General features: G+C 56.0%; 17 protein-coding genes and 1 riboswitch. All 17 genes read left to right on the top strand.

All coding sequences use genetic code 11. From position 1 onward, the window contains the following. The first annotated feature begins 8 nt into the window (after positions 1 to 8). On the top strand, positions 9 to 1,967 hold the full coding sequence (gene nuoL / locus BEN30_RS05610) for an NADH-quinone oxidoreductase subunit L (RefSeq protein ID WP_069957456.1): 1,959 nt from the start codon (positions 9 to 11) through the stop codon (positions 1,965 to 1,967). 8 nt (positions 1,968 to 1,975) lie between these two features. Continuing rightward, a complete protein-coding gene (locus BEN30_RS05605) occupies positions 1,976 to 3,490 on the top strand; it encodes an NADH-quinone oxidoreductase subunit M (RefSeq protein WP_069957362.1) in 1,515 nt (504 codons plus the stop codon). A gap of 15 nt (positions 3,491 to 3,505) precedes the next feature. Next, on the top strand, positions 3,506 to 4,969 hold the full coding sequence (nuoN, locus tag BEN30_RS05600) for an NADH-quinone oxidoreductase subunit NuoN (protein ID WP_069957361.1): 1,464 nt from the start codon (positions 3,506 to 3,508) through the stop codon (positions 4,967 to 4,969). An 8-nt stretch (positions 4,970 to 4,977) separates the two neighbouring features. Continuing rightward, positions 4,978 to 5,775, top strand: coding sequence for a biotin--[acetyl-CoA-carboxylase] ligase (locus tag BEN30_RS05595; protein WP_069957360.1), 798 nt, complete (start codon positions 4,978 to 4,980; stop codon positions 5,773 to 5,775). Between the two features lie 134 nt (positions 5,776 to 5,909). After that, positions 5,910 to 8,939, top strand: a complete 3,030-nt coding sequence (locus tag BEN30_RS05590; RefSeq protein WP_069957359.1) for a M10 family metallopeptidase C-terminal domain-containing protein — start codon at positions 5,910 to 5,912, stop codon at positions 8,937 to 8,939. 79 nt (positions 8,940 to 9,018) lie between these two features. After that, positions 9,019 to 9,792 carry a type III pantothenate kinase gene (locus tag BEN30_RS05585; protein ID WP_069957358.1) on the top strand — a complete coding sequence of 258 codons (774 nt, stop codon included), beginning with the start codon at positions 9,019 to 9,021 and terminating at the stop codon, positions 9,790 to 9,792. Between the two features lie 3 nt (positions 9,793 to 9,795). Then, positions 9,796 to 11,460 carry a ribonuclease J gene (locus BEN30_RS05580; protein ID WP_069957357.1) on the top strand — a complete coding sequence of 555 codons (1,665 nt, stop codon included), beginning with the start codon at positions 9,796 to 9,798 and terminating at the stop codon, positions 11,458 to 11,460. A 23-nt stretch (positions 11,461 to 11,483) separates the two neighbouring features. Then, positions 11,484 to 11,888, top strand: a complete 405-nt coding sequence (mce, locus tag BEN30_RS05575; protein WP_069957356.1) for a methylmalonyl-CoA epimerase — start codon at positions 11,484 to 11,486, stop codon at positions 11,886 to 11,888. Between the two features lie 33 nt (positions 11,889 to 11,921). Then, positions 11,922 to 12,125 carry a hypothetical protein gene (locus tag BEN30_RS05570; RefSeq protein ID WP_069957355.1) on the top strand — a complete coding sequence of 68 codons (204 nt, stop codon included), beginning with the start codon at positions 11,922 to 11,924 and terminating at the stop codon, positions 12,123 to 12,125. Between the two features lie 12 nt (positions 12,126 to 12,137). Continuing rightward, positions 12,138 to 12,320, top strand: coding sequence for a hypothetical protein (locus tag BEN30_RS05565; RefSeq protein ID WP_069957354.1), 183 nt, complete (start codon positions 12,138 to 12,140; stop codon positions 12,318 to 12,320). 19 nt (positions 12,321 to 12,339) lie between these two features. Beyond that, positions 12,340 to 12,885 (top strand): DNA-3-methyladenine glycosylase I, encoded by a 546-nt coding sequence (locus BEN30_RS05560; RefSeq protein WP_069957353.1) that lies wholly within the window; start codon positions 12,340 to 12,342, stop codon positions 12,883 to 12,885. Positions 12,886 to 12,902: 17 nt separating this feature from the next. Beyond that, positions 12,903 to 13,355: a hypothetical protein gene (locus BEN30_RS05555; protein ID WP_139134871.1), complete on the top strand. Its 453-nt coding sequence runs from the start codon at positions 12,903 to 12,905 to the stop codon at positions 13,353 to 13,355. A 138-nt stretch (positions 13,356 to 13,493) separates the two neighbouring features. Further along, complete coding sequence (locus BEN30_RS05550; protein ID WP_069957351.1) at positions 13,494 to 14,738, top strand: lipoprotein-releasing ABC transporter permease subunit; 1,245 nt, start codon at positions 13,494 to 13,496, stop codon at positions 14,736 to 14,738. Next, positions 14,731 to 15,426 carry an ABC transporter ATP-binding protein gene (locus BEN30_RS05545; protein ID WP_245648995.1) on the top strand — a complete coding sequence of 232 codons (696 nt, stop codon included), beginning with the start codon at positions 14,731 to 14,733 and terminating at the stop codon, positions 15,424 to 15,426. The genes BEN30_RS05550 and BEN30_RS05545 overlap by 8 nt, the downstream gene beginning before the upstream one ends. A 90-nt stretch (positions 15,427 to 15,516) precedes the next feature. Continuing rightward, a complete protein-coding gene (locus BEN30_RS05540; protein WP_069957349.1) occupies positions 15,517 to 16,497 on the top strand; it encodes an SLAC1 anion channel family protein in 981 nt (326 codons plus the stop codon). A gap of 54 nt (positions 16,498 to 16,551) precedes the next feature. After that, a riboswitch (cobalamin riboswitch) is annotated at positions 16,552 to 16,749 on the top strand. 48 nt (positions 16,750 to 16,797) lie between these two features. Continuing rightward, on the top strand, positions 16,798 to 17,568 hold the full coding sequence (bluB, locus tag BEN30_RS05535; protein WP_069957348.1) for a 5,6-dimethylbenzimidazole synthase: 771 nt from the start codon (positions 16,798 to 16,800) through the stop codon (positions 17,566 to 17,568). A gap of 278 nt (positions 17,569 to 17,846) precedes the next feature. Continuing rightward, a complete protein-coding gene (locus BEN30_RS05530) occupies positions 17,847 to 18,269 on the top strand; it encodes a hypothetical protein (RefSeq protein ID WP_069957347.1) in 423 nt (140 codons plus the stop codon). Positions 18,270 to 18,358: the final 89 nt, after the last annotated feature.

Here is an 18,358-nt window from a genome sequence, read left to right as displayed (position 1 = left end):
AGATGAGCATGATTAAAGCCATTGTCTTTCTGCCGCTTCTGGCCTCGATGCTCGCGGGGATGCTCGCGTTCGTGAAGTGCGGTTCCGACAAACACAAAAAACACAAAATCGATATGTACGCCCAATGGATCACCTCTGCCGCTTTGTTGGTGGCGATGGTGTTGTCATGGATTGTGTTCAGCCAAGTCGGCTTGCACGGCGAAACCTATACGGTGACGGTGCTGCACTGGATTCAATCGGGTGATTTGGATCTCAACTGGGCGCTGAAGGTCGATACCCTGACGGCTGTGATGCTGGTGGTGGTGTGTACGGTTTCGGCCATGGTGCACGTCTATTCCGTTGGTTACATGCACCACGACCCGGATGTGCCGCGGTTTATGAGCTATCTGTCGCTGTTCACCTTTTTCATGTTGATGCTGGTGACTGCCGACAACTTGGTGCAGATGTTCTTCGGCTGGGAAGGGGTGGGCCTGGCGTCTTACTTGCTGATCGGTTTTTGGTACAACAAGCCGTCCGCCAACGCCGCCGCGATTAAGGCCTTTGTGGTCAACCGCGTCGGTGACTTCGGTTTTGCCTTGGGCATCTTCGCCACCTTCGTGATGTTCGGCACGGTCAATTTGGACACCATCTTTGCCAACGCCGGGACCATGGCGGATGCGCAGATTTCGATTTTCTCGGGTCAGTTCCACGCCATCACGGTGATCTGTTTGCTGTTGTTCATCGGCGCCATGGGCAAGTCGGCGCAGTTGGGTCTGCACACCTGGTTGCCGGACGCCATGGAAGGCCCGACCCCGGTGTCGGCGTTGATCCACGCGGCCACCATGGTGACGGCGGGTGTGTTCATGGTCAGCCGTATGTCGCCTTTGTTTGAATATTCGGACTTTGCCTTGCAAGTGGTGACGGTTGTCGGCGCCAGCACGGCTATTTTCGCCGCGACCATCGGCTGCACCCAGTTCGATATCAAACGCGTGATCGCGTATTCGACCTGTTCGCAGTTGGGCTATATGTTTTTCGCCATTGGCGTTTCGGCATATCAAGCGGCGATCTTCCACTTGATGACCCACGCGTTCTTCAAGGCCCTGTTGTTCTTAGGCGCTGGCTCGGTCATTCATGCCATGTCCGATGAACAAGACATGCGCAAGATGGGTGGCACCTGGAAGCTTATTCCGGTGACCTATTCCTTGATGTGGATTGGTTCGCTGGCTTTGGCCGGGGTGTGGCCGTTTGCGGGTTATTTCTCCAAGGACACGATTTTGGAAGCGGCTTACGGCGCGCATACGGGGGTCGGTAATTACGCCTTCTGGATGGGCATTACGGCGGCGTTCCTGACCGCGTTCTACAGCTGGCGTCTGATCATCATGACGTTCCATGGCACACCGCGCGCCGATGAAAAGACCATGGCGCACGTCCACGAAAGCCCCAAGGTCATGATCTTGCCGTTGCTGTTGTTGGCGGCAGGCGCATGTGGTGCGGGCTGGATCGGCTATGAGTGGTTCGTCGGTCATGGCGCCGCGCATTTCTGGGGCAATTCTATTTTGGTCCTGGAAAGCCATCCGGCGTTGGAAAATGCCCACCATGTGCCCGGCTGGGTGAAACTCCTGCCGTTGGTTGTTGGGGGGGCAGGGATCGCCTTGGCTTATCTGATGTATATGTTCGTGCCGAGCCTTCCGGGACTGGTGGTTTCTGCCATCAAACCCATCCATACATTCGTTTTCAACAAGTGGTACTTCGACGAGCTGTACGACGCCGTCTTCGTCAAACCAGCGTTCCTTATTGGGCGCGGTTTGTGGAAAGTGGGGGATCAGGCCATCATTGATGGTCTTGGCCCCAACGGTGTTGCCCAGGCGACGCAAGACACGGCCGAAAAAGCCAGTGTTTTGCAGACGGGGTATCTCTATCACTATGCGTTCGCCATGCTTGTTGGCGTGGTGCTCATGGTGGTCTGGTACATGTACATTGCGGGGTGATGAGATAAATGGCTGACCTTCCAATCCTATCGCTCCTGATTTTCCTGCCGTTGGCGGGTGCAGGCTTTATCCTCACCATCAACGGTGACGATGAGATCGCACAGAACAATGCCCGCAAGACGGCCTTGTGGGCGTCCACCATCACGTTCATTTTGTCGTTGTGGCTGTGGTTCAAGTTCGACAACTCGACGGCGGACTTCCAGTTCGTCGAAAACGTCGATTGGATTCCGACTTTCAACATCAGCTACCATTTGGGCATTGATGGCATTTCGGTGTTGTTTGTGTTGCTGACCACGGTGTTGACGCCGGTGTGTATTCTCGCCAGTTGGCGCAGCATTCAAGACCGGGTCAAGGAATACATGATCGCGTTCTTGATCTTGGAAACCATGATGATCGGCATGTTTGCTGCGCTGGACATCGTGATTTTCTACATCTTCTTTGAAGCCGTGCTGATCCCCATGTTCTTGATCATTGGCGTGTGGGGCGGACAGCGCCGGGTGTATGCTTCGTACAAGCTGTTTTTGTATACGCTGCTGGGCTCGGTGTTGATGCTGTTGGCGATTTTGGTGATGTACAATCAAGCGGGCACCACCGACATTCCCACCTTGATGACGACGCGCTTTGATCCCAGCTTGCAAATTTGGTTGTGGCTGGCGTTCTTCGCCTCGTTCGCGGTGAAGGTGCCCATGTGGCCGGTGCACACGTGGTTGCCCGATGCCCACGTGGAAGCCCCGACGGCGGGTTCCGTCATCTTGGCGGGCATGCTGTTGAAGTTTGGCGGTTATGGCTTCATTCGCTTTTCGTTGCCCATGTTCCCCGATGCTTCGGTTTACTTCACGCCGTTGATTTACAGCCTGTCCATTGTGGCGGTGATCTACACTTCCTTGGTGGCGCTGGTTCAAAACGACATGAAAAAGCTGATCGCGTATTCGTCCATCGCCCACATGGGCTTTGTGACGGCGGGCACGTTCTCGCTGACCATGCAGGGCGTTGAAGGGGCAATTTTTCAGATGCTCAGTCACGGTGTGGTTTCGGCGGCGTTGTTCTTGTGTGTCGGCGTGATCTATGACCGCCTGCACACCCGCGAGATTGCCGCCTACGGTGGACTGGTGCACAAGATGCCGGCCTATGCGTTGGTGTTCATGCTGTTCATGATGGCGTCCGTAGGCCTGCCGGGTACCGGTGGATTTGTCGGTGAGTTCTTGGTTCTGGTGGGGCTGTTCAAAGCCAACACCTGGGTTGCGGCCTTTGCTGCCACGGGTGTGGTTTTGGGTGCGGCTTACATGCTTTATCTCTATCGCCGGGTTGTGTTCGGCGCGTTGGAGAAGGAAGAGGTCAAGAAGATGCTCGATATGAGCCGCCGCGAATGGGCGGTGTTTGCGCCGTTGATTATTCTCACCTTGTGGATGGGCGTTTATCCGATGTCTTTCCTGGACATGATGCATGTCTCTGTCGATAACCTGCTGGGCCAAGTTCAACTTGCGCTGGATGCCAGCAATTCAGCCCTCGTGGCTGGCCAGTAAGGGAGATACAGGTTTATGGCTGACGTTCCCAACATCGCCCCGGTATTGCCGGAAATCTTCCTTGCCCTGGCGGCCATGTCCTTGCTGATGCTGGGCGTGTTTCAAAAGGCCACAACCCCCGATGGCGTTATGCGCGCTTCGCGCCTGACGTCTGGTTTGGGCGTGGTGACGCTGGTCCTGGCGTTGATTTTGGTGTTCACCGTTTCGGGTGCCAAACTGGTCGCGTTCGACGGCTTGTTCTTGTCCGATCCGTTTTCCTCTTACGTCAAAATCTTGATTTTGCTGGCGTCGGCTTTTTCGCTGATTTTGGCGCAGAATTGGCTGGAGCGCCAAGGCGCGCACCGTTTTGAATTCGCCATTTTGCTGATCTTCGCCACCTTGGGCATGATGATGATGGTGTCGGCGGGCAACTTGTTGTCGCTCTACATGGGCTTGGAGTTGCAATCGTTGTCGCTCTACGTGCTGGCGGCTTTTCACCGAGACGACACCCGCTCGACAGAAGCGGGCTTGAAGTATTTTGTCTTGGGCGCCTTGGCGTCGGGCTTGTTGCTGTATGGCTCGTCGTTGGTTTATGGCTTTAGCGGCACCACCGATTTTGCCACCATCGCCACCACCATCGCCGCCCAAGAACACACCCCCTTGGGCTTGATCATCGGGTTGGTGTTCGTCATGGCGGGCCTCGCGTTTAAGGTTTCGGCGGTGCCGTTCCATATGTGGACGCCCGATGTCTACGAAGGCGCACCGACTCCGGTGACGGCGTTCTTCTCGGTCGCGCCGAAAATTGCCGCCTTGGCCCTGTTCGTTCGCGTCATGGTCGGACCGTTTGGCGCTTTGGTGGCGGAATGGCAGCAGGTCGTGGTGCTGATTTCGATTTTGTCCATGTTGCTGGGCGCGTTTGCCGCCATCGCACAAACCAACATCAAACGCATGATGGCGTATAGCTCCATCGGTCATGTCGGTTATGCGCTGATTGGTCTTGCGGTTGGTAATGAAGCGGGCGTGATGGGGGTTTTGGTTTATCTCACCATCTATGTGTTCATGAACGTCGGCACCTTTGCCTGCATCATGGCGATGCGTCGCGGCGACCGCAACGTCGAAAACATTACCGAGTTGGGCGGGCTGGGCAAAACCCATCCAGCCATGGCGGCGGCGTTGGCGATCTTCATGTTTTCCATGGCTGGCATTCCGCCGCTGGCCGGCTTCATCGGCAAACTCTACATCTTCATGGCCGCCATTGACGCGCAACTGTATACACTGGCGATTGTGGGCGTGTTGAGCAGTGTGGTGTCAGCGTATTATTATCTGCGCATCATCAAGGTGATGTACTTTGACGATCCCGGTATCGAGCCGTTGGAAAGCCCGCTGCCGACCTCCATCGTGGGTGTGCTGGTGGTGACCAGCTTGGCGACGTTGTTGTTCATCTTGGTGCCGTCCCCGGTGATCGGCTGGGCCGGTACGGCTGCGGCTTCGCTCTTTTAAGTCAGGCGATGAATTCCTCACAAACGAGCCTCCAGCTCCCAAGCCCTTATCGGCTTGTGGAGCTGGAAAGCATCGACAGCACCAACGCTGAGGCCAAACGCTTGGCCGAACAAGGCGCGCCCGATTGCACGGTTGTGTGGGCCAAGCGCCAAACCGCCGGGCGCGGTCGGCGTGGACGCACCTGGGTGTCGGAAGACGGCAATCTTTATTTTTCCATTTTGTTGCGCATGCCCTATCCCATGGAGGTCATGTCGCAGTTGAGCTTCGTGGCCGCCAATGCGGTGGCAGACGCCGTGCAAGTGGCTGCCACACGCGGCGCATTTGTTAACGTCAAATGGCCCAACGATGTGTTGTTGGAAGGTCAAAAGGTCGCGGGCATCTTGTTGGAAGGTGAGCCTGATCTGAAGACGGGCGCGTTTAAGTGGCTGGTTTTGGGCATTGGCGTGAACATCGCCTCGCACCCGGCGTTGGAAGAGGGTGCGTACCCGCCAACGTCCCTGGCGGCCCAAGGGGTGGAGGGCGAAGGTTTGGACGTGACCTTGATGCTCGATACCTTGACCAAGCGTTTCCTGGCAGGCTTGGCGACATGGCGGAACTTAGGCTTTGGCCCCATTCGCCGTCATTGGCTGGCCCGCGCCAAAGGGCTAGGCGGTCCGGTCACCGTGCGTCTGCCCAACGAACAGGTTCAAGGCGTTTTCGGCGCGCTGGATGAAAAAGGGGCTTTGGTTTTGCATCTAGACGGCCAACCAAACCGCCTTATCACCGCCGGAGACGTCTTCATTCCTTCGATCCCGCACGAAATATAGGGCTTTTATCCAAATAAGTTTTGTGATTATTCCTATTATTTGCCTGTTTTTTAAAGAGTTTAGGGCGTAATCTTTTTTTATTCTTATGGTGTTTTATATGCCGTAGGTAGACTCTTTTGAATTGGCATTGACCTTTGAACTCCATCACCGTTGAAAATCGTGGCAAAAGCCCACTTGATTTTTTTCAGCCGCTGTCGGTTGTGAATGCGAACGGCGATGTGATGCTGCCAGAAGGCGATGATTTTATGCGTGCGGATTTTTCGCGCGTGGGCCCCGATTTGGTGATTGAAACGTCGGGCGGGGCTCCGTATCTGATTGCAGATTATTTTATGTCCGAAACGCCCCCGGCGCTGGTCAGCGCTGACGGTGCCGTTTTCAACGCAGCCCTCGTGACGGCCTTGGCTGGGCCCATCGCACCAGGGCAGGTGGCGCAGCTTGGCCCCAACGCGGCCGCTTCGCCACAGGCAGTCGGCCTTGGTCAGCCCATCGGGCAGGTGAGTGAGGCATCCGGTTCCGTGATGGTCACGCATCCCGACGGCACGCAAGCCACGTTGGTGACGGGGGGGCAGATTTTCCAGGGCGATGTCTTGCAAACGGGGGCGAAGGCGAGCGTCAGCCTCGTTTTTGCCGACGATACGGTGTTTTCCCTGGCGGAAGACGCGCGCATGGTGATGGACGAAATGGTCTATGACCCCGACACCCAGACGGGCATATTCAAAACCCAGGTGGTGTCCGGCGTGTTTTCCTTTGTCAGTGGTCAGGTGGCCAAAACGGCACCTGACGGTATGATCGTGTCGACGCCGACGACCACCATCGGTATTCGCGGCTCGACCGCCATGGCCAATGCGGCTGGGGAAGGGTTGCAAAGCACAATCACCTTGGTGCCCGACGTTGACGGCAATGTGGGGGAACTTTCGATTTCCACCCGCGCGGGCACCCAAGTCTTGAACCAACCCAACGCTTCGACCACCGTCTTCAGCGCCTTTGCGCCGCCCAGTCAGGTGGTGTTTTTGTCGCCGCAAGAGGTTCAAAAAAACTTTGGTGCGACCTTTACGACCTTGACCAAGGCGGTCGCCAAACAAGCCAAAGTCAAAGCGGTCGAAGCGCAAGGGCGCGCCGAGAACGCTCAAAACGAAGCGAAGGTCGCAAAGGTCGAAGCGGAAAAAGCCAAAGAAGAAGTCTCTAAGGCCGAAGGCGCCGCCAGCGAAGCCGAAGCCAAAGCTGAAGCCGCTCAAGCCGAAGCCGAAGCCGCCAAAGCCGAGTTGGAAGCCGCCAAAGCCGAAGGCAATGAAGAAGCCATCGCCGCCGCCGCTGCCAAACTCGCCGCCGCCGAAGCCAAAGTGGACCAGGCCTTAGCGCAAGTGGAAGTGGCGAAAGCCGAAGTGCAAAAGGCGGCTGAAGTCGCTGCCAAGGCCGGTGCAGAGGCCACCAAGGCTGTTGCCACGGCTGAAAAGGCCCAGGCCCAGGCCGAACAAGCCCAACAATTCAGCTCCCTTGCCAGCACTGCGTCTAAGGCACAAGAACAAGCCTTTGAGGCAGAAAAACAAGCCCAAGAGGAAGTTGAGCAGAAAGCGGCGGCGGACGGCGCAAAAGACGGCACCGACGGGACGACCAAGGGTGCCGATTCCGCAGATCCGACCATCACAGTCACTGTCGAAGAACCCGAGCCAGACCCCATTCCTGAAATCATTCTTGCACCCACTCCGGTGATCGTCGTTGTGCCCGTTACGACGACCACGACGACAACAACCGATGATGAGAAGACCACCACGACCACGTCCTCTGAAACCAATCCCAGTTATAGCGGTTTGTTTACCGGGACGACGGGCATTACGGCGACGCTGCACAATGCTCTGAGCAGCACGTCGGGCCAGTACGAAATTGTCGCCACAGTGACCGGGTCGGGCATCAGTGATACGTACAACAACGTGAAGTCGTTCACCGCGTCTGCGGGCGATGATACGATTACCCTGACGGGGCTGACGATGACGTCGTTAAACGTCGGTTCTGGGCAAGACTTGATTTACGTCGATTCAACCACCCGTGTGACGACGATTTCAAACAGTCAGCCCAACACCAACTATCTGATGACCAAGGGTACTGAAAATTTTGGCAATATGAACTTGAGCGGCACCACGTTTTCTGGATTGTTTCATGTTTATCTCAATCTGGATTATGTCGGCAGCGCCACGACCGCAAACATCAGCACCACGACCCTGACGGTGAGCAGCTCCACGTCATTCGACACCAGCAACACAATCGATTTTGGCACCGGCACCACGACGGGCATCATCACCAGTGATGACGGCATGAATTTGACCAATGTGACGATGACGGCGGTCGATCAGATCATCCTCGATTCTTCCAGCAATACGGCTGGGGCCACCCTGACCTTGGGTGCTCAAACGTTGCCCACAAATCTCACCATCACCGGCAGCGGTGACGATTTCATCCAGATGGCGGGGACCACCTTGGACCTTGCTACACAGTCGACGACGGTGACCGGGATCTCTAAAATCGTGGGCACGGCTGGCAACGATACTTTGACGGTCAATCAGGGCGACCTGAGCAGTGGCATGACTTTGGATGGCGGATCGGGCTCCGATACCCTCACCACGCCGGACGCCACGCTCAATCTATCGGGCATGACGGTCAGCAATTTTGAATTCATCACCACCTCGAACGGCACCGGAACCACCTTCACCGGGACCAGTGGCAACGACGTGTTTACCTCCGGTTCTGGGGCGGACGTGTTCGTCTTTGCCGCCACCGCCGCCGCCAATGGCAATGACACCCTCTATAACTTCACGGCGGGCAGCGATAAAATCAACGTGGATGCTTTTGCAACGGGATTGTCGATGACGCAGATAACGGGCAACGTCACCATCACCGCGGGAACCGTGTATTATTATTTTAACAATATGTTGGCAAACGCAGCCGATTCATCGCAGGGCGTTATTGACGCCATCAATAACGCGGCCGTCATAACGGATGCGGCGGCGACGGCCATGTTGGTCATTTCCGATGACAATTCCACGGCGGTCTACGAATGGAAGGGCAATGGCGGGTTCGATGAGGCCACAGGCGATACCTTTACCTTGATGGGAACCCTGAGTTCCGCCATATCGGCGACTGGCGATGTCATTGTGACGAATTTAGCGTAATCCCCTCGGTTGACCTGCTCCAACAAAGCTCGTGAAAAGCGCTTTGCCCCGAACGGCTTGGCGTGGTAGGGATGGCCCCATGCTTTTAGCGATTGATGCTGGCAATACAAACACCGTCTTTGCCGTGTTTTCCCCGGACGGTGAACTGAAGGGTGAATGGCGCGCCAGCACCACGGGCGCCAGAACTTCTGACGAGTACGGCGTGTGGTTGCTGCGCCTGTTGGAGCTGGAACACATCCTGCCCTCAGACATCAACGCCGCAATCATCGCCACGGTGGTTCCCGCGACCCTGCACAGTCTAAAAGTGCTGTGCGACCGATACTTTCACACCACCCCCCTGGTGGTGGGTGAGGCCAATGTCAAATTGGGCGTCGAGGCCAAAATCGACAATCCCCAAGAGGTCGGCGCGGACCGCTTGGTCAACGCGGTTGCCGCCAATGCCAAATACGGTGGACCGTTGATTTGCATCGATTTTGGCACCGCCACCACCTTTGACGTGATTGATCATGACGGCAATTATGCGGGTGGCGCGATTGCACCGGGCATCAATTTGTCCTTGGAGGCCTTGCACATGGCGGCGGCAAAGTTGCCCCGCGTGGCGGTTGAACGCCCCGCCAAGGTGATTGGCACGGGCACCGTTTCGGCAATGCAGTCGGGCATTTATTGGGGCTATGTGTCAATGATCGAAGGCATGGTCGCACGCATTCGAGAAGAATTCCGCGCCGATATGGACGTGGTCGCAACGGGGGGCTTGGCGCAGATGTTTTGCGACGCCACCTCAATCATCAATTGGACGGATCGGGACCTGACGCTTCGGGGCCTGTATCTCATCTACCAACTCAATAAAGGGTAATCGATGGCAGGCGAAGAGCTTTTGTTTTTGCCCTTGGGCGGCGCCGGCGAAATCGGCATGAATTTAAATCTGTACGGCTTTGGCGCGCCCGGCAACGTCACCTGGATGATGGTCGATTTGGGCATCACGTTCGGCGACGGCACCCATCCGGGCGTTGATGTCATCATGCCCGACCCAACTTACATCGAACAACGCAAAGACAAGCTGGCCGGCATCGTGTTAACCCATGCCCATGAAGATCACCTGGGCGCGGTGGCGTATCTGTGGGAGCGTTTTGGCTGCCCCATTTATGCGACCCCGTTCACGGTGTCGATCATTCAGCGCAAGCTGGCCGAGGTGGGTTTGCTGGACATCGTGCCGATTGTCGAAGTGCCGCTGAAAGGCAGTTTTGAGGTTGGCCCGTTTACCATTGATCTGATCACGCTGACCCATTCCATTCCCGAACCCAATGGCATGGCCATCCGCACCCCGCTGGGCACGGTGCTGCACACGGGCGATTGGAAGCTTGATCCCGACCCGGTGTTGGGCGAAAGCTATGACATGAAGGCGCTGCGCCGGTTGGGCGACGAAGGCGTGCTGGCGATGGTGTGCGACAGCACCAACATCTTCACGCCGGGCACCAGCGGTTCTGAGGGCGATCTCTATGAAAGCCTGCGCAAGGTGATTGAACCGTGCACAGGGCGCGTGGTGGTGACGTGTTTTGCGTCCAACGTGGCGCGTTTGGAAACCGTGTCGCGGGTGGCGCGGTCCTTGGGGCGAGACGTCGTGCTGGCGGGGCGTTCCTTTTGGCGCATGATCGATGCGGCCAAGGAAAATGGCTACCTGCAAGACGTGCCGAATTTTTTAGACGAAGAAATGTGTGGCGAAATTCCCAAAGATAAGGTGCTGATCATCTGCACCGGATCCCAAGGTGAGGCGCGCGCGGCTTTGTCGCGCATCGCGGCGGACGATCACCCGCGCATTTATCTGTCCGGCGGCGATACGGTGATTTTTTCATCCCGGCAAATTCCCGGCAATGAAGTGTCCATCAGCCGCCTGCAAAACCGCCTGGCGCGTCGCGGCATCGACATCATCACCGACAAAGACCATTTTGTGCACGTGTCCGGCCATCCGGCGTATGACGAAATGCTGGAAATGTATCAAACCATCAAACCGCAAATCTCGATCCCGGTGCATGGCGAAATCCGCCATTTAAAGGAACACGCCAAGTTGGCGCTGGAATGCCAGGTGTCGCAAGCCATCGTCAATGAAAACGGCGGCATGATCCGCATTGCCCCGGGGCCCGCAGCCGTGGTCGAACAGGTGCCGTCCGGTCGCTTGGCCTTGGAAGGCGGACGGGTGGTGCCGATGGATGGCGAACTGGTGCGCGGGCGGGTGCGGGCGTTGATGAACGGCAGCGTCACCCTCACCATGGTGCTCGATAAAGTGGGTAACTTTATCGGCGATCCGCAGCTCACCACCATCGGCTTGTTGGAGCCGAACGAACTTGATTTCGAAGACGATGTGCTGGACGCCGCCGAAGAGGCCGTGGAGCGCTTGTCGAAAAAGGATCTGCGCAACGACGATGTGGTCAGTGAAACCGTGCGCATTGCGGTGCGGCGCTATTTCCGCTCTAAATTCAACAAGAACGCCGTGACCTCGGTCCATTTGGTTCGGGTCAACGTTTAGGAAAAACACAGGAGACCTCCCTCATGATCGGTAATCTCAATCACGTCGCCATCGCTGTCCCGGACTTAGGTGCCGCCACCGCCAAATACCGGGATTTGTTGGGGGCAAAAGTATCTGAGCCCAAAGACGAGCCGGACCACGGCGTGCGAGTGGTGTTTGTCGAACTGCCCAACACCAAGATCGAACTTTTGGAGCCGCTGGACGAAAACTCGCCGATCAACGGCTTTTTGGCCAAAAACCCGGACGGTGGTATTCATCATCTGTGTTTTGAGGTGGACGACATCACCGCGGCATCAAAAAAGCTTTCCGCTGAAAGCGTGCGAATCTTGGGCGGTGGTGAGCCCAAAATCGGAGCGCACGGCAAGCCCGTTTTGTTCCTGCATCCCAAAGATTTTTGCGCTACTCTGATTGAGCTGGAGCAAGCCTAGCCAGGATGCCTCCCGCACAGTGGGGAGGTTTTGATGAACGAGCACGTAAAAGCCCCGGGGAAAAATCAAGCAAAGCCCAGGCGGGTGGAAATCACCGGGCACAGCCAGATTAAGGTGAACAAAAAATGGGTGGCGGCCATCGTCCTCATTTTGGTTGTTTTCACGTCTATGGTGGGATGGATGTACATGGTTGCTGCGACGTCGCGCCCACCCATAATTAAGACGGGTGGGTATTGACGGAGGAAAGGTATGGACAACGATCAAAACGCGGCGGCTATGCCGCAAATGGCCCCGGCGCAGAGAATGAAGGACGCGCGGGCTGTGCGGATGAATCCCAAAGTGGTGGCGTGGGTGGCTTTTTGCGCCAGCTTGCTGGCCGTTGTTGGCTTTTCCATTATGTTCATTCACGCCGCCTATCGGCATAATTGGTGAGTGAGGGAGGAGGGGTATTTTGAGCGCGTATTGCAACTCCGCCCCCGGCCATCCGTTACACGGCCCCTATCACGACACCGAATACGGCTTTCCCGGCAAAGGCGATCAAGCGCTGTTTGAGCTGTTGTGCCTGGAAATCTTTCAGGCCGGATTGTCGTGGGAATTGGTGCTGAAAAAACGCCCCACCACCGTTGAGGCCTTTGACGGCTTCGATGTCGATATCGTGGCCGGGTATGGCGAAGCGGATGTTTTGCGTTTGCTGGACAATCCGGGGCTCATTCGCAACCGCCTGAAAATCACCTCCATCATTCACAACGCCGGTGTCGTGCAAGGCTTGCGCAAAAGCGACGGCGGTTTTGCTGCGTGGTTGGCTCAAAACCACCCCAAAACCTTGAACGAATGGGTCAAGCTGTTCAAAAAGACCTTTAAATTTACCGGGCCGGAGGTGGTTAACGAATTTCTCATGAGCACCGGGTATCTTGAAGGAGCGCACCATAAGGACTGCCCGGTTTTTCAGGCGGTGCTGGCGCAAAATCCGCCGTGGACAGCGGCCCTGAAGGCATAACGGTGAGAGAGTTTGAGATGAAACAGGTCTACCTAGCTTTGATGGTGAGCTTGATGGCAGCCCCTGCTTTGGCCCAAAATACGGGTGAGGCGACGGGTGAGGTTACCGTCACGCACGCCTCTGTCAGCCTTGACGACTGCAAACGACTGGTCAAGTACGTGCCCTCCGCCGATGTGGCCTATAAGCCCGGCGTCGATGTACATGGCAAGGCCGTCAAGCCCGCCGATGACAAACCGCTCGGCGCGATTGAGGTGCCTCAAGAAATCATCATTGATTTTGGCATTGATCTGGCCGGACGTTACGGTTTTGGCGCTGCAGGTTTGTTCGATGCGACGGCGGGCATCGCCACCATCAAATACGATGTCGGCACGGGCGCCTTGATGGTCAACGGCAAACCGCTTTTGGATACGGATTCCCAAGCCATTGAAGCCGCCTGCACATTGCGGCTGCAACAAGACGCCGATAAATAACAGCCAAATAACGGGCACAAAAGAGCCGCATTTGGCGGTTAGGAACGGCTCTCGTGATCTCGCCGTTTGCGCTCACGCCCCCATTGCCCTACAGTCGCGTCACACTCCGCCCTAACCGTGTAAGGACTTCTTTTCGATATGTTTTCCGCATTTGAGTGGATGATGGCCATGCGCTATCTTCGGGCCCGCAGGCAAGAAGGTTTTGTGTCCGTCATCGCCTGGTTTTCTTTGTTGGGCATCGCCATCGGCGTCGCCACGTTGATCATTGTGATGAGCGTGATGAACGGCTTTCGTGCGGAATTGATGGATCGCATTTTGGGCCTCAACGGCCACGTCAATGTCTATGCACCGATTGGCGAAATGTCTGATTATGACGCCAAGGCCAAAATTGTCGCGGCGGTGCCCGGCGTGATCAGCGCTTCGCCGTTGATCGAAGGCCAAGTCATGGCGACCCACAACGGCCAAGCCCGCGGTTTGGTTCTGCGCGGCATTAAGTCAACCGACTTGCAGGCGCGGCAAATGATCGCCAACAACATTCAAATGGGTGATTTGAACAATTTTGGCGCCGAAGACAGCATCATCATCGGCTCTCAGTTGGCCAGTCGCTTGGGTGTCAGGGTGGGCGACAGTGTCACCATCATTTCTCCCAAAGGCCAGCCCACCGCATTCGGCACGGTGCCGCGCATGCGCTCGTTTGAAGTGGTGGCGACGTTCTCCATCGGCATGTTCGAATACGACAGTGGTTTTGCCTTCATTCCCTTGCACGCCGCACAGGTTTATTTCCAGATGAAAGACTCCGTCAATAATCTGGAAGTGTTTGTTTCCGACGCCAACAACACCAAAGGCATTGGCGACGACATCAAGCACGCCCTGGATGAACAGGCGCGGGTGTTTGACTGGCAAAAAACCAATGCCAGCTTTTTCAATGCCATTCAGGTGGAACGCAACGTGATGTTTTTGATCCTCACCCTGATCATTTTGGTGGCGGCGTTCAACATCATTTCCAGTTTGATCATGTTGGTGAAAGACAAAGGCCGCGATATTGCGATTTTGCGTACCATGGGGGCGACCCGGGGCATGATTATGCGGGTGTTCTTTTTGGCCGGCGCCAGCATTGGCGTGCTTGGCACGGCGAGCGGTTTTGGCTTGGGGCTGTGGTTTTCGCTCAACATCGAATCCATTCGCCAATGGATTCAGTCCGTCACCGGAACCGAACTGTTTGCCGCCGAAATTTACTTCTTGTCCCAACTGCCCGCCAAGGTCGAACCGATGGAGGTTCTGTCCACCGTGTTGATGGGGCTGGGGTTGTCGTTTTTGGCGACCATTTACCCGGCTTGGCGCGCCGCACGCCTGGACCCGGCAGAGGCGCTTCGTTATGAATAGGGAAATGATGGGCAATCCGGTTTTGCATCTGCAAGCGATTGAGCGGTGCTTCGGCACCGGCGAAACCGCGTTGCACGTGCTCAAAGGGGCCGAGCTGAAAATCAACGCGGGCGAAATCGTCGCCCTGGTCGGTCCCAGCGGTTCGGGCAAGTCGACGCTGTTGCACATTGCCGGCTTGTTGGAAAAACCCGACAGCGGCGAGATCAATATCGCCGGCGTGGCATGTTCAAAACTGGGTGACGATCGGCGCACGGAAATGCGCCGTAAACACTTGGGCTTTGTGTATCAATATCATCACTTGCTGGCAGAATTTTCGGCCCTGGAAAACATCGCCATTCCGCAGATTATTGCGGGTCTGGACAAGGCTGAGGCCAAAGAGCGCGCCAGTCAGTTGCTGGAGATGCTGGGGCTGGCGAATCGCGCCACCCACCGTCCGGCGAAGTTATCGGGCGGCGAACAGCAACGGGTCGCCATTGGCCGGGCCCTGGCCAATGCGCCAACGTTGCTGCTGGCCGACGAGCCGACCGGGAACCTGGACCCGGAAACAGCCGGGGGGGTCTTCAATATGTTGTTGAATTTGACCCGGAAAACCGGACTCACGGCGGTGATTGCAACCCACAACCCTGATTTGGCTCGGCGCATGGATCGCACCGTCCGGGTTGAAAATGGTCATTTGATCGAGGTTTAGACCGTCTCTAAAGAAATACTTGAATCTCAATGGAAATCGCCCCACGCTATAGGTCTGGAGCACCTATAACTGTTGAGGGGATAAGGCCGTATGAGCACCGTTCAGGATAAGGCGTCGACACCGGCGCGTCTTGGCAATTTACCCATTTCTTTTTTTGCCATCGTGATGGGCCTGGCGGGCCTGACCTTAGCATGGGAAAAGGCCGAACAAGCCACCATCATGCCATTTATGGCCAGCCCCTATCACGCAATGATCACGGCGGTCGTGTTCATTGTTTTGTTGATCGCATACACAGCAAAGTATGTTCTGCACAGGGAAGGGGTTCTCAAGGAACTGCACCACCCGGTGCAACTGAGCTTTTTCCCCACCATTTCCATCAGCTTGCTGTTGATGGCGGTGGTGACGTTTGAGTACTATCCCGAGTTGTCCAAAAATCTCTGGATGGTCGGCGCGGCGGCGCACTTGGGGCTCACCATGTACGTGCTGTCGTCGTGGATCAATCACACCCATTTTGACATCAACCATATGAACCCGGCTTGGTTCATTCCCGTGGTGGGCAACATCGTCGCCCCCATCGGCGGCATGCAGCACGGCTTTGTCGATATCTCGTGGTTTTTCTTCTCCGTTGGTCTGGTGTTTTGGTTGGTGTTGTTTGTGATCGTGATGTACCGCATCATCTTTCACAATCCGCTGCCTGACAAATTGCTGCCGACGTTTTTCATTTTGGTTGCACCGCCAGCGGTCGGTTTTATCTCTTACGTGAAGTTGACGGGCGGCGTGGATGCGTTTTCGACCGTGCTGTTTCACACCGCACTGTTTTTGACGTTGTTGCTGGCAACCCAGTTCGTCAAGTTTGCGCGGTTGAAGTTCTTCTTGTCGTGGTGGGCTTATTCGTTCCCGTTAGCGGCGATGACCATTGCCTCTTTTTTGATGGCGGAAGCGACCGGTAAGGACTTTTACCACTTCTTGGCCATCGTTTTGTTCTTCATTCTCAACATGGTTCTGGCGCTTTTGACGGTACGCACCATCGAAGCGATGATGAAAAACCAGATTTGTGTGGTTGAAGATTGATCTCTGAACTGTTCTCAGACTAGACTTCTCGCGGCGTCGGTTGGATTTCCTCCGACGCCGCAGTTTTCTTCAGGTGTTTTGAATGCTGCTCAGCATTCGAAAAGAATCGGGAAGGCGGTGCAACTCCGCCACGTGCCCAACGCTGTGAGGGGGAGTGTTCAAGCGCATACCCACTGGCTTATGTTTAAGCTGGGAAGGGGCATGAACACATCGATCCCAAGTCAGAAGACCGGCCTGGAGAATTTTGCCCGGACGCATGGACAGCGTCGCGGGTTTATTTTTCCATGAAGGGGACTTTAAATGGAAAACGCACACAGCACGCCTACGCCTCAACACCAATTTTCCGCCTCAGAACGCCAAGCCTTATATCGCACCATCTATTCCAGGCGCGATGTGCGCGGGCAGTTTACCGATGAACCCATCACTCCGGAGATGCTCAGTCGGGTGATGATGGCGGCGCACTATGCACCGTCGGTGGGGTTTATGCAGCCGTGGAGCTTCATCCTCATCCGCTCCGATGAGACCAAGCAAAAGGTCCACGCCCTGTTCACCAAAGCCCATGGGGAGGCCGCGGACATGTTTGACGGGGACAAGCGCGAAACGTATCGGAACCTCAAACTCGAAGGGATTTTAGAAGCGCCCTTGAACATCTGCATCACCTGCGACAAAGATCGCGCCGGACCGGTGGTGATCGGCCGCACCCATATCCCTGAAATGGACCTCTACAGCACCGTATGTGCGGTGCAGAACCTGTGGCTGGCGGCGCGCGCCGAAGGCTTGGGCATGGGCTGGGTGAGCATATTGGATCAAGAGCGCCTTAAGGATGTCTTGGACCTGCCCGAAAACGTCGTCCCGGTGGCCTATCTGTGCCTGGGTCATGTCTCTCAATTTCACGACAAACCCGAATTGCAAAAAGCCGGATGGCGCCCGCGCTTGCCCATCGAAGAGCTGACGCACTTCGAAGGCTTTGAACAAAGCGCGGACGATGCCTTCGCGACGGAGCTGTTCCAAAACCTCCGCCAAGAACAAAAGCGCATCGAGAGCGGCCTTTCTGATGCAGTAGGGGGCTGAGGTCCTCACACCCAAGCCGTCATTGCGAGGAGCGTAGCGACGCGGCAATCCACCCCAAACCGCAAGCACCGTCGCCGGGGTCTGGATTGCCGCGCGCGCCCTTTGGAGGCTCGCAATGACGGGCGGTATTTTGCCGTTTCGCGGGCCGTTGACAGGCACCTCATCTTCTAAGCTATGTCCTGCGGACAACGCTGATGTGCTAACTCACGGCTACTCCTTCATTAAAATGAGCATACGCTTAGAGGTCACGAGCAACCCCTTGAGAATAGGCCGTTAAAATGATTTCCATTGCATATCTTAATGAACAGAACCACCAAATTGCCGAACTGGCGAAAGTCTTGGCCTATTTGTTTCAGGACCGCGAAATGTGCGATTCAGAAGTCACTTACGAATTGTTCGAACGCTATCTCGAAAAGTTTGATGCGCATATGAGCAAGAACAAAGAGATCTATTCCACAATGCTCAACAACCATGACGGCTCAGTTAAGGCCACCGTCGAACGCTTCATGGAAGGCGAGCGCGAAATCAAACGTGTGTTCAAGGCGTATACGAGCAAATGGTGCACCAATGGCCTGCATATCGCCAACCACCAAGAGTTCGCGAAAGAATCCGATGAAATGTTCGAATTGGTGTGGAACCGCATCCAGGCCGAAAGCGAACAGCTCTATCCGTTCTTCCGGGAATACCGCGATGCGGCGTGAAGTGTGGAGAGTGTAACCCTGTCACCGAAGTCACCGTCACCTTAACCAGTAGGTGCGGTTTTATCGCGCCAGTCCGTGTTGGATGGTGG

This window comes from Magnetovibrio blakemorei, assembly GCF_001746755.1.
GTDB lineage: Bacteria > Pseudomonadota > Alphaproteobacteria > Rhodospirillales > Magnetovibrionaceae > Magnetovibrio > Magnetovibrio blakemorei.
Note: the sequence above shows the minus strand (reverse complement) of the source record. Positions and strands in the feature narration are given on the sequence as shown.

What these genes read in the sequence shown, in the direction of transcription:
- nuoL (WP_069957456.1), top strand. Translation starts at nt 9, where the DNA reads ATGATTAAAGCCATTGTCTTTCTGCCGCTTCTGGCCTCGATGCTCGCG.
- BEN30_RS05605 (WP_069957362.1), top strand. Translation starts at nt 1,976, where the DNA reads ATGGCTGACCTTCCAATCCTATCGCTCCTGATTTTCCTGCCGTTGGCG.
- nuoN (WP_069957361.1), top strand. Translation starts at nt 3,506, where the DNA reads ATGGCTGACGTTCCCAACATCGCCCCGGTATTGCCGGAAATCTTCCTT.
- BEN30_RS05595 (WP_069957360.1), top strand. Translation starts at nt 4,978, where the DNA reads ATGAATTCCTCACAAACGAGCCTCCAGCTCCCAAGCCCTTATCGGCTT.
- BEN30_RS05585 (WP_069957358.1), top strand. Translation starts at nt 9,019, where the DNA reads ATGCTTTTAGCGATTGATGCTGGCAATACAAACACCGTCTTTGCCGTG.
- BEN30_RS05580 (WP_069957357.1), top strand. Translation starts at nt 9,796, where the DNA reads ATGGCAGGCGAAGAGCTTTTGTTTTTGCCCTTGGGCGGCGCCGGCGAA.
- mce (WP_069957356.1), top strand. Translation starts at nt 11,484, where the DNA reads ATGATCGGTAATCTCAATCACGTCGCCATCGCTGTCCCGGACTTAGGT.
- BEN30_RS05570 (WP_069957355.1), top strand. Translation starts at nt 11,922, where the DNA reads ATGAACGAGCACGTAAAAGCCCCGGGGAAAAATCAAGCAAAGCCCAGG.
- BEN30_RS05565 (WP_069957354.1), top strand. Translation starts at nt 12,138, where the DNA reads ATGGACAACGATCAAAACGCGGCGGCTATGCCGCAAATGGCCCCGGCG.
- BEN30_RS05555 (WP_139134871.1), top strand. Translation starts at nt 12,903, where the DNA reads ATGAAACAGGTCTACCTAGCTTTGATGGTGAGCTTGATGGCAGCCCCT.
- BEN30_RS05550 (WP_069957351.1), top strand. Translation starts at nt 13,494, where the DNA reads ATGTTTTCCGCATTTGAGTGGATGATGGCCATGCGCTATCTTCGGGCC.
- BEN30_RS05545 (WP_245648995.1), top strand. Translation starts at nt 14,731, where the DNA reads ATGAATAGGGAAATGATGGGCAATCCGGTTTTGCATCTGCAAGCGATT.
- BEN30_RS05540 (WP_069957349.1), top strand. Translation starts at nt 15,517, where the DNA reads ATGAGCACCGTTCAGGATAAGGCGTCGACACCGGCGCGTCTTGGCAAT.
- bluB (WP_069957348.1), top strand. Translation starts at nt 16,798, where the DNA reads ATGGAAAACGCACACAGCACGCCTACGCCTCAACACCAATTTTCCGCC.
- BEN30_RS05530 (WP_069957347.1), top strand. Translation starts at nt 17,847, where the DNA reads ATGATTTCCATTGCATATCTTAATGAACAGAACCACCAAATTGCCGAA.